A 25,214-nucleotide genomic window follows, 5' to 3' on the forward strand; every position below is an offset into this window, starting at 1 on the left:
GGTCTGTGTAAAACACGGTTCCGGTAATACGGTTTTAGGGAATTGAAAAGGCGTTTCATCAATAATCTAAGCACAAAATAGCATCACTTCCACGGACAATCTCCGCTAACACCGGGCTGTTTTTTGGGCATGCGCACGAGAGTGCGTGATAGTTTTCACAAAAAGAAGGGGAACTGTGAACTGGCGCAAGGGGAAAAACGGCATCGCGATAGCCATGCCGCCCGGCAAATAATTACCCTGTACCAGGCAGCATGGCACGTTTATACGCTTAGAACTTAGTACTGATCCTGCAACAGTCGACGCGCCAGCGTAGGGCTGCCGCCGACCAATTGAGTGAGGTGATTTAATTGCGTGTTGTCATAAGCCTGGCTGAAGGTTGCAACATCCAGCGCCAGAATCTTCAGGAAGGCGTTCACGCCCTGTGGACCTCTGCTGTGCGCCACTTCAACGCCGTATTGCTGAAGAATATCAAACATCGCCAGCGGGTAACGTACCGGTAACCCGATACGCACGTGCGCCATGCCAATACGTAAACAGTTACTGGCATATTCCCGATCATACACACCGCAAAAAAGCTGCACAAACCAGTTAGCCAACGTTTTCTTCAATGCCGAAACATCTTGAATAAACTCGCTGGCCATTGGGTTATTCACCAGTCGCTCATAAAATGCTTCCACCAATGCTGGTGAAATATTACGGGCATCATCTTGCATTGATTTCAGCAAAGCGCACTCTTCCGGTGTTATTTGAAGAAAGGCTAAAAGATCATCGACAATTTGCTCTTCTTTTACACTCCAGCACATCATCTCTTTCATGCCAGCATCTCCTGTTGGTTTATCTCCCCAATACAGCGAGAGGCCATTAAATTAATCATTGCAATATTACAATCGTGAGTTGTGATTACGGCCAAAGAATAAGACTCCGTCAAACGATAGACCAGCACCCGGCCTTTTGGCCCAGAGAAGCTTAATTCATCGCTGACGCCGAGTTTTAACACAGCGCCAATGCTGGTTGCCACGCCGAGCACCGTTGATATTTGTACAGAAATACGATTTAAGCCAACGTCATGGCTATAGCCGGTATACGCGATTAAGTCTCCATCTTTTGAGCTAACAAGAACGCAGTTTCCATCAGGGATATTTGATGATAGCGTTTCTATCGCCTGCTCCAACAATACTTTATCCATTATAATTCCCTTTGCGAATATAAGACATGGCAATAAATATTTAATCAATATGGCAAAGTGACTTTAGCACCTGCATACTTGAATAATATTCAAAATTAAAATGAATTATCGACAACAATAATTTAACTCTATTGGTTTAACGCCTCCGCTAACCTAAAGCAGTAAAATAACAGTCAATCGTGCATTCCTCAACAATCTCGTACGCAAAAGTAATGCACAGTCAACATATTTATTACCAATATAATAAATATTATAGATTATTAACCAAATTCAACGTGGATATAAATACAAAAAATAATAAAAATTCAATAATTCATATAAAAATACGCTTTCCCGCTTATCGATTTACCCACAGACGGTTAACGCATAAAAAAAGCGTACAGCCTGAACTGTACGCTTTTGGTCTGAAAACGGTCTCCTGCATTCACGTTTCCGGCATCAGGCGATGGTGACCTTATTGTCGAGGTAGACATCCTGAACGGCGTTGATCAACTGCACGCCATCGGCCATCGATTTTTTGAAGGCTTTACGGCCAAGAATCAGACCCATACCGCCCGCGCGTTTGTTGATAACCGCCGTACGCACCGCGTCCGTAAGATCGGTTTCACCGCCCGCCGCGCCGCCGGAGTTAATCAACCCGGCACGGCCCATATAGCAGTTCGCCAGCTGGTAGCGCACCAGGTCGATTGGATTATCGCTGGTCAGTTTGCTATAGACACGTTCGTCGGTATAGCCGAAGTTCACCGCTTTATAGCCGCCGTTGTTCTCGGCCATTTTCTGCTTCACGATATCGGCGCCGATGGTGGCGGCCAGATGGTTGGCCTGCCCGGTCAAGTCAGCGGAAACGTGGTAATCCACGCCATCTTTTTTAAACGCCGGGTTACGCAGATAGGCCCACAGCACGGTGACCAGCCCCAACTCATGGGCGCGCTCAAAAGCGGCAGAGATCTCCTCAATCTGACGACGAGACTCTTCCGAGCCAAAATAGATGGTCGCCCCCACCGCTACCGCGCCCATATTGAACGCCTGCTCAACGCTGGCATACAGCGTCTGATCGAAGGTGTTCGGGTAGCTTAAGGTTTCGTTGTGGTTCAGTTTGACGAGGAACGGGATGCGGTGCGCGTAGCGGCGAGAGACCGAGGCCAGCACGCCATAGGTGGAAGCCACGCAGTTACAGCCCGCTTCAATCGCCAGTTCAACAATGTTTTTCGGGTCAAAATAGAGCGGGTTGGCGGCAAACGAGGCCCCGGCCGAATGCTCAACGCCCTGGTCAACCGGCAGAATCGATAGATAGCCCGTACCCGCCAGACGCCCGGTATTGTAGAGGGTCTGCATATTTCGCAGTACGGCAGGCGGACGGTTGTTATCCACCATTACCCGGTCAACGTAGTCGTGGCCGGGCAGATAGAGTTGGTCGGCTGGAATGGTCATACAACGATGCTGTAAAAGGCTGTCGGCGTCTTTGCCAAGCAACTGCGCAATATCAGTCATAGCTATGCTCCCGTAAGCGCCGACATCATGTCGGCTGGATATCCTGCTCAACACTTTTGAGCAGGATAAGCCTGGTACCGGGAGTGTGGAATGTCCAACTTTTAGCAGATTTTAAGCACAACCAACTGGCACGCTGGCCGGACAGTTACCACCACTCGTGGAAATGGTGCACCGGCCCAATACCTTCGCCTACCTGTAAGGTATCGGCCTGCGCCAGCGCCTGCGACAGCCAGGCTTTGGCGACAGGAACCGTCTCCTGCCAGCTTGCGTGGCGCGGCCTCAATGCCGCCAGCGCCGCCGACAGCGTACAGCCCGTGCCGTGGGTATTTTTGGTCACCACGCGCGGGGCGGTGAAACGCATTTCTCCCTCGGCGGTAAACAGCCAATCGGGGCTTTCAGCATCATCAAGATGGCCGCCTTTCATCAGCACCGCTTCGCAGCCGAGCGCTCGCAGCGCTCGTCCCTGCTCCAGCATTTCACGCTCGTTACGAGCATGCGGCGTATCAAGCAGCGCCGCGGCCTCCGGCAGGTTTGGCGTGATCAGAGAGACCTGCGGTAGCAGGCGCTGGCGCAGCGTCTCAACGGCGGATGGGGAAAGCAGCGGGTCACCGCTTTTAGCCAGCATCACCGTATCCAGCACCACGTTCTGGATATGATAGCGTTGCAGGCGCTCGGCCACGGCCTCAACGATATCCGTCTCCGCCAGCATGCCAATTTTGGTGGTGTCGATGCGCACATCGCTGAACACGGAGTCGAGTTGCGCGGCGACAAAGTCAGGTTCAATACGATAAACCGACTGCACGCCACGGGTGTTCTGCGCCACCAGCGCGGTGATGACAGAACAGCCGTAGGCGCCAAGCGCCGAGAAGGTTTTCAGGTCGGCCTGAATACCCGCGCCGCCGCTAGGATCGGTTCCGGCAATCGTCAGTGCATTAATACGTTTCATACCGCGACCTCCCCGTGCATCACGTACAAGGCATCGAGAAACGCGGGAACAAAGCTGCCCGGCCCTCGTCCCTGCGCAGCAATCTGCCCCGCCCGCTTCATCACCGCGCAGGCCCCCGCGACGTTCAGCAAGCGGTCGCCAGGTAAAGCACAGCTCGCTGCCACGACGGCCGAGAGCGCGCAACCGGTGCCGACCACACGAGTCATCAATGGGGAACCACCGTTCACCGCCAGCGTTCGTTCACCGTCGGTGACATAATCAACCTCGCCGGTCACCGCAACAATCGCCCCGCTTTGGCGCGCCAGTTTCTGCGCCGCCGGCAGCGCCGCCACAGCGGTATCTGTGGTATCCACACCGCGCCCACCCTGGCTTTCGCCCGCCAGCGCCATTATTTCTGAGGCATTGCCACGAATTGCCGCCGGGCTCATCTGCACCAGTTCGCGGCAGAAATCACTGCGCAGCGTCAACGCGCCTACCGCCACTGGATCGAGCACCCACGGCGTTCTCGCCCGGTTCGCGCTCTCCACCGCCGCCCGCATCGCCTGCGCACGAGGCTGGGTTAAGGTGCCGACGTTAATCAATAATGCGCTGGCAATGGCCGAGAACTGCGCGGCTTCACCGGGATCAATAACCATTGCTGGCGATGCGCCGAGCGCCAGCAGCACGTTGGCGGTAAAGGTCTGGACGACATCGTTAGTCATACAGTGAACAAGGGGAGAATGTTGCTGCAGAAGGTGTACGGTGTGCGCAAATTGCGCGGGACTTAGCAGGTCGGCTTGCATGGTTTGCTCCTGCCAAAACGCGAAGAAGCAATGACCAGACGGTCTCTGACTTCCCTACGCTGGCATTATCCAGATCAGGTGGTACGGGTTTTTCTCAGCCTTCACAAGGAAGGGCACCCCGAGTCAAATTGGTTATAAAACAATAATTTATAAACAACAAAGTTGTAGTTACTTAGTGTAACCGGGGGCATGGATGAGGCGCAAGAAATTTCGATTAATCACATCTCGAATAGCGTAATCATGTAATAGGCACTTGCATGACATTTATAGACTTTTATCTTCCTCTTTAGAGGCTTTTTAATTTTTTTAACTACACGAAAGTTTTTATTTCGAAGTGATAGGAAAAGATTGGAAGAAAGCTATTAACTTTCCTAAGATACTTCATACCCTAGCAAGCAACCTTATCCTGTAAGGGAAACCATTACACAATCATTGTGTGACTCTGCTTCTAATGGCAGGACTACACATGGAGGGGGTTCCACGTTTTATCATGGCTACAGCAAGTGCTATCAATAAAATTACCAAAATGCTCGCCCTGGCTTTCAGGAATGCAAATATGGAAGAAGCGACTACCTCTTTCCGTATGGCAAAAAAGAAAATGGAGGGTGAAGGTATAACCTATGAACAGCTATTTAATGTTGAAATCTATGAAGGCGCGGCCCCCTCTCATAATTCTAGCCAACGTGAAACCGAGTTAGTAGAAAAATATAATCAACTCCTTCAACGAGCTAAACAACTCAAGACAGAGTTAGAGATAGCGACATCTTCTGGCTCAGCTTCTGCTGAATTACATCAGGTAAAAGCGGAATTAGAAAATGCTTACGATCAGATGAGTAACCAGACTAACGAAATCGTACGCTTGCGTAGGGAGTTACATTATAAAAAATACACCCTCAAAAATTTAGCGACCTGGATGACTATCGGGGGGGTAGTAGCATTCTTTATCGGGATGAGCAACAGCGGCACTAAAACCGTGTATGTAGATCGACCTGTACCAACCACAGCGCCTGCTACGGTTCCTGTAAATCATTCTAGCGAGTCTAATGATGAGAGCGAGGCCGTTATTGATAATTTAGCTAAGCAGGCCCCTGTAGTACTTCCTACCGCAGTTAAAACCTGGACATTGTCTTACGGCGCTATTAATAGCAAAGGGGCGATGATTCCTCTTGTCATCACTCAATATAGCGATGGTACGATTAAAGATAATACAGGTGAAGAGTTCAACAAGCCGGGTGGAAGCACTTTCTATGCTGATAACGATTATAAATTCTCTATCAACGGTAAAGAGTTTTTAACCGATAATACACCTCCCGGTATTGCTGCAAGATTTCTCCCCAACCAGGTTAAACAAGACTTGAATAAAGCCATCAACAACGGTTGTGATGTCTACATGACATCTTATGATGGCAAATTAATTAGTCTGGCGATCTGTAAGAACTTTATGTTTTTCAACGACGTTAATAATTATGGTGAGGTTAAGAAATACACTTACGACAGTATTAATGAAAATGGTGAAATGAAATATATTAAAGATGACAGTAACAAATACATCATCGCCAAAGGCATTAGTCTTTTCATCAACGATCGCAATGCCAATAATATTATTTATTCTTTCCGTGGCAATGCCGTTTTCAAAATAAATTAGCCAATGAACCATTCCGTTACTTCAGCGATGACACCTCGTTGATTAATACACGGAGGTATGCCAGTCGAAGTACAATGAAGAACATCCATAATAGATTGGTTTCAATGGATTAATGATGATTAAACCGCTGCGTTTTCCCCTGTTTCGCTAAATACATCGCTTTGTCGGCATAGTCGAGAAGCTGGCGCTCATCTCTGCCATGCTCAGGATAACAGGCAATCCCAATGCTGGGTTCGATAGTCAACATATGGCCCTGCAGGCTGAAAGGCGTGTTGAAGGCGTCATCAATTTTTTTAGCAACCCGCGCCGCATATTCAGGCGACAACGCTCCCTGAATCAACACCACAAACTCATCGCCGCCGATGCGCGCGACGGTATCCGATTCACGTATACACCGCTTTAGACGTACAGCGGTCTCTTGCAGCAGAAGATCGCCCATGCCGTGGCCCAGCGTATCGTTAACCTGCTTAAATTTGTCGAGATCGATAAACAGCAGCGCCACTTGCCCATCTTCGCGACGTACCGTCGCCAGCGTTGTTTTCAGGCGATCGTACAACAGACTGCGGTTTGGCAGGTCGGTAAGTTGATCATACTGTGCCATATGCTGCAATCGGGCCTGCATCTGCTGGCGTTCAATCACCGTTGCTATTTGCGTCGACACAAACTGCAGCAGTTCCTGATCCTGTTCGTTGTAGCACACGCCGCCCGGATAGCTTTTCAGCACCAACACGCCAATAGTGCCTTTATGCGACTTTAGCGGAACACCCAGCCAACAGAATGGATTAGGGCCAAATGAGCTGCGTAGTTCCTCGATGCGCCCCGCCATCGTCTCAGGCGTGAGCAGCAGAGGCTGGCCGGTATGGATAACTTCCGCATAAAACGTCTCGGGGATCAGAGTGAACGGCTCGGGGGTCTGCTGAAACTCATCAATATGGTACGGAAAGCTCAACTGGGACGTTTTTTCATCATAGAGCGTCACCGAAAAATTATCGGCCGGTAGCAGCGTACCGACTATCTCATGAATACGCTGGAATAGCTTGAGCAGATCTTCTGCGGTATGCGCCGCTTCAGAAATGGCATAAAGCACCGACTGCAGCAATTCTGAACGTTTACGCTCGGTGATATCGCGGGCCACGCCGATACGTAATTGATCGGCCGGCGACCAGCGCGCCGACCACATGATATTCAGCACCTGCCCATTTTTGTGGACATAACGGTTTTCGAAATGAAATTGTGGGTTACCCGACATCACCTCAACTATCGAATTCCGGGTTAATTCCCGGTCTTCCGGCAACATCATCTCGAACATGTTTCCGCCAATCAGTTCTTTCGGCGTATAGCCAAAAATACGCTCGCAGGACGCACTGGCAAAAACGATATTGGCGTGGGCGTCAACGGCAAAAACCGCGTCCATCATGAGATCGATAAAACTGCTCAACGGTGCGTGAGAATTCGATTCCATAGAGAAAGTCAGGCCTGAATATAGGAATGAGTGCGACTACTCTTGAGAACCGTCGCCCATAAGCACTATAGCAAAGGTTAAATATAGTACAGCCGCAGTTTACTATACAATCAGAAAACGCCACGTGACGATTCTAAAAAAGCACTAAGGTATCGGAGATATAATGCCGCCAGGGCTGAATTGAGCGTTTGTAAGGTAGTAACGTTGCTTTTTATGAGGGTAAAGACGGCCTATATTTTAATATAGAGCCGCCTTTCGAAGGCCATATAATAACGGTGGTTAATTATTTATTTTATTGCGCCTGATAAACCTGTTTCCCTTCAAACATGGTCCACAACACTTTGGCACCCTGCAATTTATCGATACTTACCGTTTCCAGATTACGGTCAAACAACACAAAGTCAGCGCTTTTCCCCGGTTCAATTGAACCAATCTCTTTATCCCGCCCGATCGTTTTGGCAGCGTTCAGGGTGTAAGCCTGCAACATCGCCTCGCGATGCATTTTTTCGCGGGCAGGCGGCAGCTCTCCCAACTCGCCCAAGCGCGTCACCGCCGTGTAAATCGCCAGCATCGGGTTCGGGCTGGAAACCGGCCAGTCGCTGGCGCCGGCAATCAGCGCGTGATGGCGGTATAATTCCCCCGCCGGGTAGAGGTTTTTCAACAACGGCGCCGGCACTTTACCATCAATCAGCGTGGTCGAGGCTGCATCCTTACCGGCCCACAATAGCTGCATGGATGCCGCCACGTTCAACTGCTGGAAGCGAGGCAGGCTTTGCGGGCTGACCACTTCCAGATGAGTAATGCTGTGCATGACGCCGCTATCGCCGTTTTGTTGACGTGCGCAGCTAATGCCGTCCAGCGCTTCAGAGACGGCCCGGTCACCGATGGCATGGAAATGGGCAATCAGATGCGCCGCATCCGCTTTGGCAATGAGTTGGCAGAATTGAGCTTTATCCAGGGTGTTATCGCCGTTGTAGCCCGGCCGATTAAGATAGGCCTCGCTGAGCTTTGCCGTCTGAGCCGGATATTCGATCACCCCATCCTGAAAAATCTTTATCCCTGCGAGGCGCACATCCGGCGTGTGGGAAAACTTCGCTCTCAGCGCCACCACGTTATCAATTGCCGCTGGCGTGGAGTGGATATTCACCAGCGCCAGACCGGTCACGTGGGCATTCAGCTTACCTTCAGCAGCAAGCGTGGTGTAGGCCGGCAGTAAGCCTTCGTCGTGCAGGCCGGGATGGGCATTAAACACCGGTGCCAGCGGGCGGACGTTGCTGATGGGGTCCATCCACGCAGTGATTCCCACGCTGTTCATCTCTTTGGTTCCCGCGAGAATGCCCTGAGCAATTTTATTATCATCAACAGGTGGAATAGCATTGAGCACATAGTCCCATGCGCCCTCCGCGACAAATCCGTTAATTTTTCCGTCGGCGGTTAATCCAGTTCCGGCTTTAACTCCTGGGTCGGCTTTACCCAGCCCCTCATCGGTCAAATTAGCCTGTCGTAGCATCGCCTGATTAGCCCAACCGGTATGCGCATCCGAACCTGCTAATACCACGGGTATATTTTTATACTCAGGGGCGTTAAATACTGACGAGAGCAGCTGAATATTATTCCAGTAATCTAAGTTAAGGTTGCTATAGAACTGCACGCCATTGAGGTCACGCTGGCTATTATTTTGATTATCGGCAACAAATTTCTGAATCGCGGCGGCATCTTTCATGCCATCCGGGAAAGAGAGCGTCACCGTTTGAAACCCCGCGTAGGCAACATGGGCGTGGCTATCGATAAGCCCAGGAAGCAGATATTTGCCGTTCAAATCCAGGCGTATTGCATCCTTTCCGGCCTCTTTGAGCACATCATCATAATTACCAACCGCAATAATTCTATCTCCCTCAATCGCAATAGCCTGCGGATGAGGATTGCGCACATCAGCGCTGTAGATAACGCCGCCGTAAATTAGCGTTTTGGTTTCCTGTTGCGCCATTGCAGACAAAGAGGTAGCGCCCAGTGCGCACACCAGAAATAGCTTTGAGAACTTCATTTTTAACTCCGTTGCGTTGCGAATAAACTCATTTATTATTTTGGCTAAGCGTTATTCTTCTGATGCTGTCTGCAATGGAATGCAAATATCAAAAACATAATAATTTCGTGAGACATCCGTTTCATCATAATAATATTCATAACAGGGTTTATCATTTTTAATAAATCCACGGGAGGCTATCCACGCAAATGCCCATTCCCATGCGGGCTCCAGTTGCGCTTCAAATACCGAAAATTTACAGACCGCGTAGGTTCCTCCCGCTAATGTTTGCACCGCAATCCCCCTGCCCGTTTTTTCCGTGCTGCCAATCTCAACCGCCACGTCCGTCCGGCAGCGTGATGCCGAGGTAATTTCTGGCGCATCCCAGTAAACACAAATCGTCCCCGCTGGCTGCGACGGCGTTCGTACAGGCAATGAGACCAGCAGATCCTGATGCGTCTGCTGACAGGTTTCTTTGCCATAAGGGCCAAAGCGCCGCATATAGGCGACCCGCCGCGCCGGAAGCTGGATGATTTGCGCCGCCAGCAGGCCAACGTTGGGGGCGGTAACGAGAGAATAGGCACTTTTTTTTGGCTCGACGTTTCCTGGCTTGCTCATTGTTGCGGGAATGTGACGGCGACGAAATTCTCCCGGCGTCACGGCGAAGTGCGCACGAAACGCTTTGGCAAAATTCTGCGAGCTGGAAAAACCGATACGCAACGCCAGCCCTGTGATATCTGCCTGCGGGAACGTCAGCAACCACATCGCCGCTCTTTCCATGCGCAAACGTCGGGTAAACGCCGCAACGGTTTCACCCACCTGCGCCCGGAACAGTCGATGAAAGTGAAAGCTTGAGAGCGCGACTGAACCGGCTATCTCTTCCAGCGTGGGGTTCAGGTGGAGATTCTGGCTAATGTAATCCATGGCCTTAAAGACAGGCTTACGGCGATCCTGTTGCATCGTATGCTCTCGTTTACGCTGGGTTATACCTGTGACGGTATTTTTAACACATCAGCGTTTAATACTCATTATTGGTGAATCACACTTGCAAACTAATATTTAAATATTAATTAACAATGGTGATTTAAGAATAATCTGCACGTTAGGATAATATCTTCGTACGAAAGTATTACGGGTCAAAAACCCCGTGCTGGATTTGCGTTCAACGGAAATAAAAGATGAATAAAATCATTAAATTCCAGTATAAAACCAGCCGAAAATATCTTTCCTGCTTAGAATAGTTACCATTCACAACAACGATAAAAAACATCATAACTGTTTGTTTATTATGCTCAATAACAATAAATACTATTACTCATACCTACCTTCACCTCTTCCGATTCCATGCATGATCTAAATCAATATTCGCTTAGCCATCTTAGTTGATAGTTGCTTTGCGTTACGAAAGAAGAAAATCGTGTGCCCGTGGCACTGCTGCCTGTTTTCTTTTTTGGTACAACGTAAACAATAATGACGATAGCCGTTCTATAAAAATAAAGACCGATGATAAAACTCATTCTTGCTTACGCCATTGCCTCTATGGCATTGGTGGCAACAGGCGTGCTTCTTGGTACGGTATTTAACAATACTTTATCCACGATAAGCATTGACTGTAACCACGAATAACTCAGACTGCACTTAAGCTTTTAAGGTTTTGTTGGTAATAACGGAAGTGATTAAATAATCCTTCCGGCTAAATCTTGTGTATTGGTTAAATAAGAAAAAAGGTTAATGATGAAAGCAAAAATGATGGTGTTAGCCGTTCTGGTCGGTTCCGCAGCGCTGGCAGGTTGCAGCTCCCCGGCACAGCGCATGGCATCCTGCGAAGCACAGGGCATCTCTAAAGACACCTGCTATTTATCTGAGCAGAACCGCCAGCAGAGCATTAACAATGCGGCGATGACGGCGGCGTACGCTAACGCGGCAAACGCTACCCGCAGCAAAGATGTTGAGCAGCATGCTCAGGCAGCGCACGTCGCTGACCCAATGCGTGAAGCCACCCTCTCTTCCAACGTCCTGAAAGCGACCCTGTCAAACGGCTTCTTCTCCGCGACCATCAACGGTAAGAAAGCGGTAGTTAAACGTATTAACGCCAATTTCTTTGAAATTCGCGGGGCGGGCTATGTGATTTCCGTCAGCATGAATGCCGATGGTATTGAAAGTGCGTCATGGAATAAAACCCATGGCCGCGATAACGGGATGCTGACCGTTACCCAGAAGTAATTCGCTAAGGAGGCTTCGGCCTCCTTATTTTTTACTGGGCGGCGTCTTTCCGGCGTTGCTTTGCTCGGCCGGGCTACGGTTATAGCGTGCCGATTTCGCGAAGTTCTTTTAACAGCAATGTGAAGCAGGCTTCGATAAGCGGCGGTAGCGTCTGTGGGCCACGCATTAACGCGACGGTACGCGTTAGCTCCGGCTGCTGAAGCTGCGCGACCCGCAGCGCCGCATCCTGCAGATGGGTAGTGTACAGCTGCGGGAGGATCCCCACTGCTAAGCGCGAGCGCACCAACCCGTACAGCGTTTCAATATAATCAACCTGATAGCGGGTATTGAGCGTCAACCGCTGGCTCTCCACCAGCGCGCCAACCAGACGCTGAATATTACCTTTTGAGAATACCGCAATATCACGCCCTGCCAGCTGTTTCCACGGCAGATGCGGCTGCCCGGCCAGCGGGTCGTCCACGTGCAGTATCGCCACCAGCGGGTCTTCACGCAGCGGAAAAACCTGCAATTGTGCGGGCAGAGAACTGTCGATAGCCCCCACGCCGAAATCAATGTGCCCGCTTTGCAGATCGCGCGCCAGCGCGTCGTTGGTGCGATCGAGAAATTCCACGCGCAGGCGCGGGAATGCCTGTGCTAACGCCTCGGGTAACAGCGGAAATAGCAATGAACTGACCGATGGCACCAGCCCAATGCGCACCGTGCCATCACCGCCCGCCTCAACAATCTGCTGCATATCGTGAAACGCCAGTTGCGCCACGCTCAGCACCCGCTGGGCATGCGGCAAAATGGCCGCACCCAGCTCGGTCAACGTCACCGCCGAGGCGGTACGGTTAACCAGCTTACCGCCCAGCACCGTTTCAATCTGGCGCAGAGCGCTGCTCAGCGCAGGTTGGCTAATTGCCAACCGGTTCGCGGTATCGGTAAAGTGACGCAGCTGCGCCAGCGTGACAAAATACTGCAACTGTTTAAGCGAGAGCGCAGGCAATCGCTGCCAGGGGTCGGTCATGGTGTGCTTCACTCGTGGCTATCACGCACAATAAGCTGAAGTTATCGGGTGATAAATTTAATCATCTGGGCAACCGTTTGCTCTGCCCCTAAAGTAGCTCGCATTATCCCTGTGCCGGAGTTGTTATGTCCAGCAATGCTGAAAACCGCCGCCGCGCCGTTCAGGCCGCGCGAGGCGAGTCCCCGTTTGATCTTTTGCTCACCGATGCCAACGTCGTCGATATGGCTACCGGTGAAATTCGCGAAGCCGATGTCGGTATCGTTGGCGATATGATTGCCAGCGTCCACCCGCGCGGCAGCCGCAGCGACACGCTGGAGCGCCACTCCCTGCCCGGCGTTTACCTCTCTCCTGGCCTGATGGACACCCACGTTCACCTCGAAAGTTCACATCTGCCGCCGGATCGCTACGCTGAAATTGTGCTGGCGCAGGGCACCACCGCCGTATTCTGGGACCCGCATGAGCTGGCAAACGTGCTGGGCGTGGCGGGGGTTCGTTACGCCGTAGAGGCTAGTCGTCATCTGCCCCTTCAGGTGATGGTCGCCGCACCGTCCAGCGTCCCATCTACGCCGGGGCTGGAGATGTCGGGGGCCGATTTTGCCGGCGCTGAAATGGAAACCATGCTCGGCTGGCCGGAAGTGCGCGGCGTGGCGGAAGTGATGGATATGCACGGCGTGCTGCACGGCAGTTGTCGAATGCAAGAGATCGTGCAGGCGGGGCTCAACAGCGGCAAGCTGATTGAAGGCCACGCCCGCGGCTTGAGCGGTGCTGACCTGCAGGCCTATCTTGCCGCAGGCGTCACCTCCGATCACGAACTGACCTCCGCCGACGACGCGCTTGAAAAGCTGCGCGCCGGGCTGACCCTGGAAATTCGCGGCTCGCACCCTTACCTGCTGCCGGATATCGTTAAGGCGCTAAAATCGCTACCGCATCTCTCTTCACAAATTACCGTCTGCACCGACGATGTGCCGCCGGACATGCTGCTGGAAAAAGGCGGCATTATCGCCCTGCTGAACCTGCTGATTGAACATGGCCTGCCAGCGACCGATGCCCTGCGCTTCGCCACCCTGAACGCCGCCATTCGCCTGCAGCGTAACGACCTTGGGTTGATTGCCGCCGGTCGTCGCGCCGACCTGGTGGTCTTCGATTCGCTGGAAAAACTCAATGCTCGCGCGGTATACGTCGCCGGGAAACAGATTGCCCGAGACGGCAAGCTGTTGAACGCCCTGACCGCCGCCGTTGGGGTCACGCCGCCGCGTAATACCCTGCAACTGTCTCCACTGCATGCCGAAGACTTCGCGCTACGCGTGGGCAATATCCAGCACGGCACCGCCCGCCTGCGCCACATCCGCGGCGCGCGCTTTACCCAGTGGGGCGAAATCGACGTACAGATCCGCAACGGCGAGGTCGAGATCCCTGCGGGCTTCAGCCTGATCTGGGTGAAGCACCGTCACGGCCGCCATGAAGCGAAACCACAGATTGCTCTGCTGGAAGGCTGGGGCGAGCTGCGCGGCGCGATTGCCACCAGCTACTCGCACGACTCCCACAACCTGGTGGTGCTGGGGCGTAACGCCGAAGATATGGCGCTGGCGGCCAATCAGCTGATCGCCTCCGGCGGCGGCATGGCGCTGGCGCAAAACGGCGGCATTCTTGCCCACGTGGCGATGCCGATTGCCGGCATGCTCTCCGACAAACCGGCGCATACGCTGGCCGCCGAGTTCCGCCAGCTGCGCGACCTGAGCGCCGAGATAGCCGACTGGGAGCCGCCATATCGCGTCTTTAAGGCGATCGAAGGCACCTGTCTTGCCTGCAATGCCGGGCCACATTTAACCGATTTAGGGCTGACCGACGGCACGACGCGCCAGATAGTCGACCCCGTACTGGATTGCCGGGAAACGCCGGAACACACATCACAACAATAATCACGGGAGCGCCACACCATGGCCGATAACACCCTTCAAACGCCAACCGCTGGGAGTTGGCTTGAGCGACGTTTTGCATTGTCTTCCCGCGGCAGTTCGCTGCGCACCGAGTGCCTGGCAGGGGTCACCGGTTTTCTCGCCGCCGCCTATCTTCTGGTGGTGATCCCAGGCCTGCTGGCCGTAGGGGGGATGGATAAAGGTGCGGCCACCACCGGCACCATTTTAGTGTTCGTTGGCGGTACGCTGCTGATGGCGTTCTACGCCAACCTGCCGTTTATCGTCGGCCCGGGTATTGGTGGCTCGGTGCTGGTCGGCGTGACGCTGGCGGGCAGCGAAGGCATTGGCTGGCAGATTGGCCTCGGCATCGCCTGCTGGTCGGGCATCCTCTTCTTCCTGCTGACCAAATTCGGCCTGCGCGAAGTGGTCACCCGTTCGGTTCCGCAGTCGATTAAGCTCGGCCTAACCGCCTCAATCGGCCTGTTTGTCGCCGTATTAGGTTTTCGTAATGCCGGTCTGGTGCTGGCCAACGCCAAGACCAACTCGCTGATGCTGGGTGACTTTATGGCGCCCGGTGCGTTGGTTGCGCTATGCGGCCTGTTTTTAGCGATCGCATTACAGGCTCGCCGCATTCCTGGCGCCATTCTCTGGGCAATCCTGTTCGCGACATTGGTTGGCATCCCGGCGGGCGTCACGCATCTGCCCGCCAGCTTTATCGATATGCCGCATTCGCTGACGCCGGTGCTCGGCCACGTTGACATGCTGGGCGCGCTGAATATCGCCTTCCTGCCGTTCCTGTTCGTCTTTTTCACTTCTGAGTTTTTCTCCACCATGGGCACCACGCTGGCAGTCGGTGGTGAAGCGGGTCTGCTGGATAAAGAAGGCAATATGCCGCACATCAACCGCCCGTTTATGGTGGACTCCATTGCCGCCGCTATCGGCCCATGGTTTGGCATTCCGGCGGCTACTGCGCTGATTGAATCCTCAGCGGCGGCGGAAGCCGGTGGTAAAACCGGCCTGACGGCGCTGGCGGCAGCGGTGATGTTCCTGCTGATGCTGCTGTTCACGCCGGTGGCGCTGATGATCCCAAAAGAAGCGACCGCCCCTGCGCTGATGCTGATCGGGCTGAATATGTTCAGCGGCCTGCGTAAAGTCGACCTCGGTAACTTCACCGATGGCCTGCCGGTGCTGATGATGGTGATGATCACCCTGATTGCCAACAGCTTCGGTACCGGGATTGCCGGTGGCCTGCTGTTCTTTATCGTGATTAAAACCATCGCTGGAAAATGGCGTGAAATCCCGATTGGTCTGTGGGTACTGGCGATTCCGTTGGTGTACTACTTCGCGACGCTAGTGAAGCACTAAGACCTCTGCCCCATCAGGTGGACGCCTCCACCTGATGGGCACTCTGAGTATGTTGAATTCATTGTGATTTTTTTCAAATCTTGATGACGCCCACCGCCAGCAGATAATATATTTCCGGTTTCCAAAGAGGCTGAAAATATTATGCCAGAACAATCAGACATTAAACTTAGACCCCTTGAACGTGAAGATTTACGCTTTGTTCATCAGCTTGATAATAACGCGAGCGTGATGCGCTATTGGTTTGAAGAACCCTATGAAGCGTTTGTTGAGCTGAGCGATCTTTACGATAAACACATCCACGATCAGAGCGAACGCCGTTTTGTCATTTCGTTTAATGGCAATAACGCAGGCCTGGTGGAGCTGGTTGAAATAAACCACATTCACCGCCGAGCTGAGTTCCAGATCATCATATCGCCGGAATATCAGGGAAAAGGCCTGGCGACACGCGCCGCTAAGCTGGCGATGGATTACGGTTTTACCGTCCTGAATCTCTATAAGCTCTATCTCATCGTAGATAAAGAGAATGCCAAAGCGATTCATATTTACCGCAAGCTTGGTTTTATCCAGGAAGGCGAGTTAATACATGAGTTCTTCGTTAACGGTGAGTACCGTAACACGATTCGCATGTGTATTTTCCAGCATCAATATCTAGAAAATAATAAGTCGACGGGCGGGATACTAAAACCGACAGCGCAATAACGGTGATTTAGCGGTTATTGCCTACCCGAGCCGGTGGGCACCACCCGCTCAGGTATCCGGCGTAACGGTAGTTAAGGCTGCTTAGCCGCGCACTCCGCTTTCACCGCCTCATACAATAACCGCACCGCCGCAGAGAGCTGTTTGCGGTGCGGACAAATCATATTCAGCGGCACCCGGTCGCCAAGATAGTGCGGCAGCAACACCTTGAGCCGCCCTTCCCGCAGATCGTCGCTGACGTCGAGCCCCGATTTAAACGCGATCCCTTCCCCGGCAATCGCCAGCCGGCGGATCACTTCCGCATCATCGCTGGTGATGCTGCCGGAAACCTGCACGCTATGCTCCACGCCGTCAAGGCTGAGCGGCCAGCGGTCGAACGGCCTGCCGCGCAGCACGTAGGTCAACGCATTACATTTTTCGAGGTCGGCCAGCGTTTGCGGTTCGCCATGGCGGGCAATCCAGTCGGGCGAGGCCACCACTACCCGTCGGTTTTCCGCCGCGACCGGCAGCGAGACAAACGACGCATCGTCGTTCTCACCGTAGCGAAACGCCACGTCGACTGGGTCTTTAAACACGTCTGTGCGATGATCGGAAAACAGAATGCGCAGGCGCAGCGCCGGGTGACGCTCACGGAACTGGCGAAACACCCGCAGCAGCAAATTACGACCGAGGTCGGACGGCACGGCGATTTGCAGCGTACCGCGCACCTCATCGTCCGGGGTATGAATTTTTTGCAGCCCGTTTTGCAGCGTATCAAGCATCTGAACGGCAAACGGCAGCCAGGTTTCCCCTTCCGCCGTCAGGCGCAGGCTGCGCGTTGAACGGGCAAACAGGCGCACGTTAAGCGCAGTTTCCAGCCGCTTAATGGCCGAACTGACCTGCGCCGGGGGAATACCCGCTTCGCGCGCCGCATCGCTAAAGCTGTTCAGCGCGGCGGCGCGCACGAACAGAGATAAATCTTCCAGCCTGAACATGAAGGGGTCCTTAGTCGCGAGTGCCAGAATGGTCCTCAAAACCTAATAGTCGCGGTTTGCTTACACTTTTTAAGAAAGCAGCGCTTGCCATTGAGGGCGCGCATCAGGAATCATACGGAGCTGCAATTTTATATCCAGGATAATATGGGGATAGTATGCGTAAAACAAAAATGATGCTTCTGGGCGTACTGTTGGCGACGGCGAGCGCAGCTTGGGCTGCACCGGCAACGGGGATTCAGCAGTATGAACTGAAAGAGTTCACTGCCGACTTCACCCAGTTCAAGATTGGCGACAAAGCGCCAGCCATGTACCTGACGCCGGAGTACAACATCAAGCAGTGGCAGCTACGTAACCTGCCAGCGCCGGACGCGGGAACGCGCTGGACGTACATGGGCGGTAACTATGTACAGATTAGCGAGACCGACGGCACCATCAGCAAAATCTACGACGGCGAAATTTTCTATCACCGTTAATGAATAAAGGCCGGGCGCATCACTGATGCGCCCGGCCTCTTTCTTTCTCAGTTACACCGCGCGGAACGCGATATCGCCCGGAATCACTTCGCCCTGCCAGTAGAGTTGCGCCGCAACGCGCCCCGCCAGTCGACGATAAATCTCAGTGAATTCACTGTCCGGACGCGCGATAACCGTTGGCGTACCGTTATCCAGATCTTCACGCAGATTGATGTGCAGCGGCATCTGACCCAGCAGTTGGGTGTGATACTGCTCCGCCAGCTTCTCCGCGCCACCGGTGCCGAAAATTGGCTCGTGGTGACCGCAGTTGCTGCAGATGTGCATGCTCATGTTTTCTACGATACCCAGCACCGGCACTTCCACCTTCTCGAACATCACGATGCCTTTTTTGGCGTCGATTAGCGCGATATCCTGCGGCGTGGTGACCACCACGGCCCCGGTCACCGGAATGTTCTGCGCCAGCGTCAGCTGGATGTCACCGGTGCCTGGCGGCATGTCGAGCACGAGGTAGTCGAGATCCGGCCACAGCGTCTCTTGCAGCATCTGCATCAGCGCTTTACTGGCCATTGGGCCGCGCCACACCATGGCGTTGTCGTCCGTCACCAGATAACCGATGGAGTTAGTAGCAAGGCCATGCGCCATAATCGGCGCCATATGGGTGCCGTCCGGCGAGGTTGGGCGTTGGTTTTCTGCGCCCAGCATGTTCGGGATAGACGGGCCGTAGATGTCAGCATCGAGGATGCCCACTTTCGCCCCTTCGGCGGCCAGCGCCAGCGCCAGGTTCACGGCGGTGGACGATTTCCCCACTCCGCCTTTGCCGGAGCTGACGGCAATAATATTTTTCACACCGTTAACGCCCGGCTGGTTTTTCACGCGTTTCAGCGTAGCGATGCTGTGCGACAGCTTCCAGTCGATGGCTTTCGCCCCGGTTACCCGCAGCAGTTCAGCGCTGGTTTGCTCTTTTAATTCTTCAAAGGCGCTATACCAGACAAACGGCATCTGCAGTTCGATGTGTACGGTGTCGTCAAGCCAGGCGACGTGGTGCAGCGCTTTCAGCGTCGTTAAGTTGTGCTTCAGGGTGGGGTGCTGGAAGTTTGCCAGCGTGCCGGCCACCATCGCACGTAGACGTTCAGGTGATTTGGCCTGGGATTCTGAGTTCATCCCGACTCCTTTGTTGTTTTAACATGCTTTCAGTACGCCTAAGTCTACCACAGCTACGCTCAAGCATGTATGGCGCGCCCACTACCCTTTTGGTAATATCAAAACCCCTTTTTTAAAACAGAAGAAGTAATACCCACTATGACTCAAGTCGCGAAGAAGATTCTGGTAACGTGCGCGCTGCCGTACGCCAACGGCTCCATCCACCTCGGCCATATGCTGGAGCACATCCAGGCTGATGTCTGGGTCCGTTACCAGCGAATGCGCGGCCACGAGGTTAACTTCATCTGCGCGGACGATGCCCACGGCACGCCAATCATGCTGAAAGCGCAGCAGCTGGGCATTACCCCAGAGCAGATGATTGCCGAAATGAGTCAGGAGCATCAGACTGATTTTGCGGGCTTTAACATCAGCTACGACAACTACCACTCAACGCACAGCGACGAGAACCGCGAGCTGTCCGAGCTGATTTATGGTCGCCTGAAAGAGAACGGTTTTATTAAAAACCGCACCATCTCTCAGCTGTACGATCCGGAAAAAGGCATGTTCCTGCCGGACCGTTTCGTTAAAGGCACCTGCCCGAAATGTAAATCACCGGATCAGTACGGCGATAACTGCGAAGTGTGCGGCGCAACCTACAGCCCAACCGAGCTTATCGAGCCGAAATCCGTGGTATCTGGCGCGACCCCGGTGATGCGCGAGTCTGAGCACTTCTTCTTTGACCTGCCGTCCTTTAGCGAAATGCTGCAGGCGTGGACCCGCAGCGGCGCGCTGCAGGAGCAGGTCGCGAACAAAATGCAGGAATGGTTTGAATCTGGCCTGCAGCAGTGGGATATCTCCCGCGATGCGCCGTACTTCGGCTTTGAAATCCCGAACGCGCCGGGCAAATACTTCTACGTCTGGCTGGATGCGCCAATCGGCTACATGGGCTCCTTCAAGAACCTGTGTGACAAACGCGGCGACACCGTAAGCTTCGACGAATACTGGAAGAAAGACTCCACCGCCGAGCTGTATCACTTTATCGGTAAAGATATCGTCTACTTCCACAGCCTGTTCTGGCCTGCGATGCTGGAAGGCAGCAATTTCCGCAAGCCGACCAACCTGTTCGTACACGGCTATGTGACGGTGAACGGCGCGAAGATGTCCAAGTCTCGCGGCACCTTCATTAAAGCCAGCACCTGGCTCAAGCACTTCGATGCCGACAGCCTGCGCTACTACTACACCGCGAAGCTCTCTTCCCGCATCGACGATATCGACCTGAACCTGGAAGACTTCATCCAGCGCGTTAACGCCGACATCGTCAACAAAGTGGTGAACCTGGCTTCCCGTAACGCTGGCTTTATCGCTAAGCGTTTCGACGGCGTGCTGTCCGCCGAACTGGCTGACCCTGAGCTGTACAAAACCTTCACCGACGCAGCAGAAAGCATTGGCGAAGCGTGGGAAAGCCGTGAATTCGGTAAAGCTATCCGTGAAATCATGGCGCTGGCCGACGTGGCTAACCGCTACGTTGACGAGCAGGCACCGTGGGTTGTCGCTAAACAGGAAGGCCGCGACGCCGACCTGCAGGCTATCTGCACCATGGGTCTGAACATGTTCCGCGTGCTAATGACCTGGCTGAAGCCGGTGCTGCCTGAGCTGGCTGCGCGTACCGAAGCGTTCCTCAACACCGAACTGAGCTGGGATGCTATCAACACGCCGCTGGTCGGCCACAAGATCAACACCTTCAAGGCGCTGTATAACCGTATTGAGATGAAACAGGTGGAAGCGCTGGTGGAAGCATCTAAAGAAGAAGTGAAAGCAGCCGCAGCCCCGGTTACCGGCCCGCTGGCGGACGACCCGATTCAGGAAACCATCACCTTTGACGATTTTGCCAAAGTTGACCTGCGCGTGGCGCTGATTGAAAACGCCGAGTTCGTGGAAGGCTCCGACAAGCTGCTGCGCCTGACGCTGGATCTCGGCGGCGAGAAGCGCAACGTCTTCTCCGGCATCCGCTCCGCTTACCCGGACCCACAGCCGCTGATTGGTCGCCTGACCATCATGGTTGCCAACCTGGCGCCGCGTAAAATGCGCTTTGGCATCTCGGAAGGGATGGTGATGGCGGCAGGCCCTGGCGGCAAAGATATCTTCCTGTTAAGCCCGGATGACGGTGCGCAACCTGGACAACAGGTGAAATAACACCCTCAATAAACGCCGCTTCCCCGCGGCGTTTTTTTTGCATGACATGTTCCGCTCATCAAAACGACTTCATTTTCGGATTGTTTAAATACTATCAACGCCCCTAAGCTAGTGCGCCTTAGGTTGAGGTCATCTACAAGATCTTCAAGCACCACATCGTTTATTAAATGGAGTTTTAAATGACAGTAATCTCAAAATTATCATCGATAGCCGTAGCGTCGGTTCTCGTTTTCTCGCTGGCAGGATGTGGTGATAAAGAAGAAACCAAAACCTTCAGCGCCAATATTAATGGGAATGAAATCTCAATGACTTACACCTACAAGGGTGACAAAGTCATTAAACAAACCTCGCAAAGTAAAATTAACTATGCGTCGGTAGGCGTGAAGACAAAAGAGGACGCAGAAAAGGTTCTCGGTCAGCTGAGCGCAAAATATCAGAGCATTGCGGGCGTAGAAGAAAAACTAACCTATCAGGATACCTATGCAGATGAGAGCGTAGTGGTTGATATGGAAAAGGTTGATTTTAAAGCGCTGCAAGGCGCGATGGGCACGATAGTATCCGGCGATACCAGTAAGGGTGTCAGCATGAAACAAAGTCAGGCATTACTGGAAGCTGCTGGCTTTAAAGAAGTGAAATAACTCGATGGGCGGCCCACGGTCAGTGAGCCGCTGTTATTCAGGCTTTTGCCGCGTGTTCGCGAATCGCCAGGCCGCGCAGGAAATAGCGCAGGAACTGGTCGCCGCATTCGCGGAAGTTTTTGTGGTCCGGGGCGCGCATCATGGCGGTGATTTCGGGCATAGACACGCGGAACTGCTGCTGGGTCAGGATCGCCAGAATATCATCGGTTTTCAGCGCAAATGCGATACGCAGTTTTTTCAGCATCACGTTGTTGTTGATGCGGCGTTCCACCGCCAGCGCTGGCGCCGATTCGTCGCGGCCGCGTTTTTCGTAGATCAGGCCGTTCAGGAAGCACGACAGCATAATGTCCGGGCAACGTACGAAGCCTTCCTCATCCTCTTTGCGCAGCCACGGCGCCAACTGTTCAACGCTGACTTCGGCTTCGCCCAGCGCGAAAATACGCACCAGATCGTTGTTGTTCATTTTCAGGATGTAGCGGACGCTGCGTAAAATATCGTTACTGACCATAGTGCCTTCGGTGGTGATGAAAAATACGGTGGCTAATTCTACACGAATTATAGCCCTAACGCCTCTTTCAAGGCCTTTAAATAGCGGCGACTAACCGGCACCGTCTGTCCGTTACGCAGCAGCAGCTCCGCCTGGCCGTTATCCTCCAGACGAATTTCCTTCAGATGCGCCATGTTTACCAGATGCTGGCGATGGCAGCGGATCAGCGGCGTACGGCTCTCCAGCGTGCGTAAGGTCAGCTCGGTAAAGCCCTCTTTGCCTTCACCGCTGGTGACGTACACCCCGCTCATTCGGCTGCTCACAAATGCCACGTCGTCCATCTGCAGCAGGTAAATCCGGCTGTGTCCGGTGCAAGGAATAAACTTCAGCGCCTGCTGGTTTTCGCCCAGCACCGACATATCCTGCACCGCCCGCTCCTGACGCAGGCGCATCAGCGTCTTTTCCAGCCGTTTTTCTTCAATCGGCTTGAGCAGATAGTCAAACGCGTGCTCCTCAAATGCCTTTACCGCGTACTCATCAAAAGCGGTCAGGAACACAATATAGGGGCGATGCTCCGGGTCGAGCATACCGACCATCTCCAGCCCGCTGATACGTGGCATCTGGATATCAAGAAACAGCACATCCGGGCGTAGTTTATGCACCGCGCCGATGGCCTCCACCGCGTTGGCGCACTCGCCCACAATCTCAAGGTCGTCCTGCGTTTGCAGCAGGACGCGCAGGTTCTCCCGCGCCAGCGGCTCGTCATCAACAATCAGCACTTTAATCATGCATTCTCCTCCAGAGGTAACCGCAGAGTGACCCGGGTAAAACAGTCCGGCTCGCAGGCGACGGCAATCCCGCATTCGTCGCCAAAACGCATCCGCAGACGCTTGTCCACCAGGCTCATGCCCAGCCCGCTGGACGAGGCGTTAGGCTGATACAGCCCGGCGTTGTCTTCGATGTCCAGCACCAGATGCCTGCCCTGCTGGCTGGCGCGCAGCGTAATCTCGCCCACGTCCATCAGCTGCGAGGTGCCGTGCTTAATGGCGTTTTCAACGATCGGCTGTAGGGTAAATGCCGGAAGCTGCTGGTGCGCCAGCGCGTCGGGAATATCCAAATGCACCTGTAGCCGCGACTGAAAACGCGCCTTCTCAATTTGCAGATAGGCGTTCACGTGCTCAATTTCATCCGCCAGAGTGACAATCTCGGACGGGCGCTTGAGGTTTTTACGGAAAAAGGTCGACAGATACTGCACCAGTTGGCTCGCCTGTTCGCTGTCGCGACGAATCACCGCTTTAAGCGTGTTGAGCGCATTAAACAGGAAGTGCGGGTTGACCTGGGCATGCAACAGCTTGATCTCCGACTGAGTCAGCAGCGCCTTTTGTCGCTCATACTGCCCGGCCAGAATCTGCGCCGACAGCAGCTGAGCAATGCCCTCGCCTAAGGTTCGGTTGATGGAACTGAACAGGCGATTTTTGGCTTCATAAAGCTTGATAGTGCCAATCACCCGCTGGTTTTCACCGCGCAGCGGGATTACCAACGTCGAGCCAAGCTTGCAGTTAGGGTGAATAGAGCAGCGGTACGGCACCTCGTTGCCGTCGGCGTAGACCACTTCGCCGGTCTCAATGGTTTTTTGCGTGTAGCGCGAGGAGATAGGCTTGCCGGGCAGATGGTGATCTTCACCGATGCCGGTAAAAGCCAGCAGCTTTTCGCGATCGGTGATGGCCACCGCGCCGATATCCAGCTCCTGAATCAGCACCTGCGCCACTTTCATGCTGTTCTCTTCGTTAAAGCCCTTACGCAGGATCCCCTCCGTCGAGGCGGCCACCTTCAGCGCAGTGGCGGAAAAAGCCGAGGTGTATTTCTCAAACATCGCCCGCTTATCGAGCAGGATGCGCATAAACAGCGCTGCGCCCACGGTATTGGTGACCATCATCGGCGCAGCAATACTTTGCACCAGATGCAGCGCGTCTTCGAACGGGCGGGCAATCAGCAGGATAATCAGCATCTGCACCAGCTCCGCCACCAGGGTAATCGCCCCGGCCGTCCACGGGCTGAAGACTTTGTCCGGGCGGCCGCGACGGATCAGCAGGCTGTGCACCAGCCCACCGAGCAGCCCCTCAACCATGGTCGAGATCATGCAGCTGAGCGCGGTCATCCCGCCCATCGAATAGCGATGTAAACCGCCAGTCAGCCCCACCAGCCCGCCGACAACCGGGCCGCCGAGCAGCCCGCCCATCACCGCACCAATCGCCCGAGTGTTAGCAATGGAGTCTTCAATGTGCAGGCCGAAATAGGTGCCGAGAATACAGAAAATGGAGAACGTGACATAGCAAAGCAGCTTATGCGGCAGGCGGACGGTCACCTGCATCAGCGGAATAAAGAGCCGCGTTTTGCTCATTAACCAGGCGATGACCAGGAAAACACACATCTGCTGAAGCAGCAGCAACACCAGATTAAACTCGTACATACCCGTTCACCACAACAGAAATAAAACTGCGTAACATACACACAGTTGGCATAACTTTCTTTGAAACCTGGCAAAAAAAGTGCAAAAAATGCTACCGA

Annotated in this window: 21 protein-coding genes, 1 pseudogene and 1 riboswitch; of the genes and pseudogenes, 8 read left to right on the forward strand and 14 right to left on the reverse strand. The window is 53.6% G+C overall.

Annotation, left to right across the window (positions count from 1 at the left end; genetic code table 11):
* Positions 1–275: 275 nt before the first annotated feature.
* From ACLGE8_RS07635 to thiM, 5 genes are all read right to left on the reverse strand, one after another.
* Positions 276–815, reverse strand: coding sequence for a protoglobin domain-containing protein (locus tag ACLGE8_RS07635; RefSeq protein WP_410997636.1), 540 nt, complete (start codon positions 813–815; stop codon positions 276–278).
* Positions 812–1,186 carry a roadblock/LC7 domain-containing protein gene (locus ACLGE8_RS07640; RefSeq protein WP_410997638.1) on the reverse strand — a complete coding sequence of 125 codons (375 nt, stop codon included), beginning with the start codon at positions 1,184–1,186 and terminating at the stop codon, positions 812–814. Before ACLGE8_RS07640 ends, ACLGE8_RS07635 begins: the two co-directional genes overlap by 4 nt.
* A gap of 438 nt (positions 1,187–1,624) precedes the next feature.
* Complete coding sequence (gene fbaB, locus ACLGE8_RS07645; RefSeq protein ID WP_410997640.1) at positions 1,625–2,677, reverse strand: class I fructose-bisphosphate aldolase; 1,053 nt, start codon at positions 2,675–2,677, stop codon at positions 1,625–1,627.
* Positions 2,678–2,822: 145 nt separating this feature from the next.
* Positions 2,823–3,623: a bifunctional hydroxymethylpyrimidine kinase/phosphomethylpyrimidine kinase gene (thiD, locus tag ACLGE8_RS07650; protein ID WP_410997642.1), complete on the reverse strand. Its 801-nt coding sequence runs from the start codon at positions 3,621–3,623 to the stop codon at positions 2,823–2,825.
* The gene (thiM, locus tag ACLGE8_RS07655) at positions 3,620–4,405 is read right to left on the reverse strand and encodes a hydroxyethylthiazole kinase (protein WP_410997644.1); all 786 of its coding nucleotides are present in this window, start codon (positions 4,403–4,405) and stop codon (positions 3,620–3,622) included. The genes thiD and thiM overlap by 4 nt, the downstream gene beginning before the upstream one ends.
* Positions 4,406–4,439: 34 nt before the next feature.
* Positions 4,440–4,536, reverse strand: a riboswitch (TPP riboswitch).
* Between the two features lie 335 nt (positions 4,537–4,871).
* On the opposite strand from thiM, the gene ACLGE8_RS07660 reads away from it, so the two are divergent.
* Entirely contained in the window at positions 4,872–6,050 is a 1,179-nt protein-coding gene (locus tag ACLGE8_RS07660; protein WP_410997646.1) for a hypothetical protein, read from the forward strand.
* A 109-nt stretch (positions 6,051–6,159) separates the two neighbouring features.
* Here the strand turns inward: ACLGE8_RS07660 and ACLGE8_RS07665 are convergent, their stop codons facing one another.
* From ACLGE8_RS07665 to ACLGE8_RS07675, 3 genes are all read right to left on the reverse strand, one after another.
* Positions 6,160–7,512: a diguanylate cyclase domain-containing protein gene (locus ACLGE8_RS07665; RefSeq protein WP_410997648.1), complete on the reverse strand. Its 1,353-nt coding sequence runs from the start codon at positions 7,510–7,512 to the stop codon at positions 6,160–6,162.
* A gap of 292 nt (positions 7,513–7,804) precedes the next feature.
* A complete protein-coding gene (locus ACLGE8_RS07670) occupies positions 7,805–9,556 on the reverse strand; it encodes an amidohydrolase (protein WP_410997650.1) in 1,752 nt (583 codons plus the stop codon).
* A gap of 51 nt (positions 9,557–9,607) precedes the next feature.
* Positions 9,608–10,495, reverse strand: coding sequence for a GyrI-like domain-containing protein (locus tag ACLGE8_RS07675; RefSeq protein WP_410997652.1), 888 nt, complete (start codon positions 10,493–10,495; stop codon positions 9,608–9,610).
* A gap of 774 nt (positions 10,496–11,269) precedes the next feature.
* Here ACLGE8_RS07675 and ACLGE8_RS07680 point away from each other — a divergent pair.
* Positions 11,270–11,758 (forward strand): hypothetical protein, encoded by a 489-nt coding sequence (locus ACLGE8_RS07680; protein WP_410997852.1) that lies wholly within the window; start codon positions 11,270–11,272, stop codon positions 11,756–11,758.
* Positions 11,759–11,837: 79 nt separating this feature from the next.
* On the opposite strand, the gene ACLGE8_RS07685 is transcribed toward ACLGE8_RS07680, so the two are convergent.
* Positions 11,838–12,764 carry a LysR family transcriptional regulator gene (locus ACLGE8_RS07685; protein WP_410997654.1) on the reverse strand — a complete coding sequence of 309 codons (927 nt, stop codon included), beginning with the start codon at positions 12,762–12,764 and terminating at the stop codon, positions 11,838–11,840.
* A 125-nt stretch (positions 12,765–12,889) separates the two neighbouring features.
* Between ACLGE8_RS07685 and ACLGE8_RS07690 the strand changes: the two are divergent.
* The 3 genes and pseudogenes from ACLGE8_RS07690 to speG form a co-directional block, all read left to right on the forward strand.
* Positions 12,890–14,684 (forward strand): annotated as a pseudogene (locus ACLGE8_RS07690) (adenine deaminase); the annotation flags it as partial.
* 17 nt (positions 14,685–14,701) lie between these two features.
* Positions 14,702–16,045: an NCS2 family permease gene (locus ACLGE8_RS07695; protein WP_410997656.1), complete on the forward strand. Its 1,344-nt coding sequence runs from the start codon at positions 14,702–14,704 to the stop codon at positions 16,043–16,045.
* A gap of 141 nt (positions 16,046–16,186) precedes the next feature.
* A complete protein-coding gene (speG, locus tag ACLGE8_RS07700; protein WP_410997658.1) occupies positions 16,187–16,744 on the forward strand; it encodes a spermidine N1-acetyltransferase in 558 nt (185 codons plus the stop codon).
* 71 nt (positions 16,745–16,815) lie between these two features.
* On the opposite strand, the gene ACLGE8_RS07705 is transcribed toward speG, so the two are convergent.
* Positions 16,816–17,715: a LysR family transcriptional regulator gene (locus ACLGE8_RS07705; RefSeq protein WP_410997660.1), complete on the reverse strand. Its 900-nt coding sequence runs from the start codon at positions 17,713–17,715 to the stop codon at positions 16,816–16,818.
* A 155-nt stretch (positions 17,716–17,870) separates the two neighbouring features.
* Here ACLGE8_RS07705 and ACLGE8_RS07710 point away from each other — a divergent pair, with 155 nt between their 5' ends.
* Positions 17,871–18,188, forward strand: a complete 318-nt coding sequence (locus ACLGE8_RS07710; RefSeq protein WP_410997662.1) for an RcnB family protein — start codon at positions 17,871–17,873, stop codon at positions 18,186–18,188.
* 51 nt (positions 18,189–18,239) lie between these two features.
* On the opposite strand, the gene apbC is transcribed toward ACLGE8_RS07710, so the two are convergent.
* Positions 18,240–19,349 carry an iron-sulfur cluster carrier protein ApbC gene (gene apbC / locus ACLGE8_RS07715; protein WP_410997664.1) on the reverse strand — a complete coding sequence of 370 codons (1,110 nt, stop codon included), beginning with the start codon at positions 19,347–19,349 and terminating at the stop codon, positions 18,240–18,242.
* A gap of 138 nt (positions 19,350–19,487) precedes the next feature.
* On the opposite strand from apbC, the gene metG reads away from it, so the two are divergent.
* The gene (gene metG / locus ACLGE8_RS07720) at positions 19,488–21,521 is read left to right on the forward strand and encodes a methionine--tRNA ligase (protein ID WP_410997666.1); all 2,034 of its coding nucleotides are present in this window, start codon (positions 19,488–19,490) and stop codon (positions 21,519–21,521) included.
* 179 nt (positions 21,522–21,700) lie between these two features.
* Positions 21,701–22,159 carry a YehR family lipoprotein gene (locus tag ACLGE8_RS07725; RefSeq protein ID WP_410997668.1) on the forward strand — a complete coding sequence of 153 codons (459 nt, stop codon included), beginning with the start codon at positions 21,701–21,703 and terminating at the stop codon, positions 22,157–22,159.
* Between the two features lie 37 nt (positions 22,160–22,196).
* Here ACLGE8_RS07725 and ACLGE8_RS07730 read toward each other — a convergent pair whose 3' ends face one another.
* The 3 genes from ACLGE8_RS07730 to ACLGE8_RS07740 are packed head-to-tail and all read right to left on the reverse strand — an operon-like array spanning position 22,197 to position 25,116.
* Positions 22,197–22,667, reverse strand: a complete 471-nt coding sequence (locus tag ACLGE8_RS07730; RefSeq protein ID WP_410997670.1) for a DUF1456 family protein — start codon at positions 22,665–22,667, stop codon at positions 22,197–22,199.
* A 47-nt stretch (positions 22,668–22,714) separates the two neighbouring features.
* Positions 22,715–23,434: a two-component system response regulator BtsR gene (gene btsR / locus ACLGE8_RS07735; RefSeq protein WP_410997672.1), complete on the reverse strand. Its 720-nt coding sequence runs from the start codon at positions 23,432–23,434 to the stop codon at positions 22,715–22,717.
* Positions 23,431–25,116: a LytS/YhcK type 5TM receptor domain-containing protein gene (locus ACLGE8_RS07740; protein WP_410997674.1), complete on the reverse strand. Its 1,686-nt coding sequence runs from the start codon at positions 25,114–25,116 to the stop codon at positions 23,431–23,433. The genes btsR and ACLGE8_RS07740 overlap by 4 nt, the downstream gene beginning before the upstream one ends.
* Positions 25,117–25,214: the final 98 nt, after the last annotated feature.

It is taken from the genome of Kluyvera sp. 142486, from assembly GCF_046569695.1.
In the GTDB taxonomy this organism is placed as follows: Bacteria; Pseudomonadota; Gammaproteobacteria; order Enterobacterales; family Enterobacteriaceae; genus Kluyvera.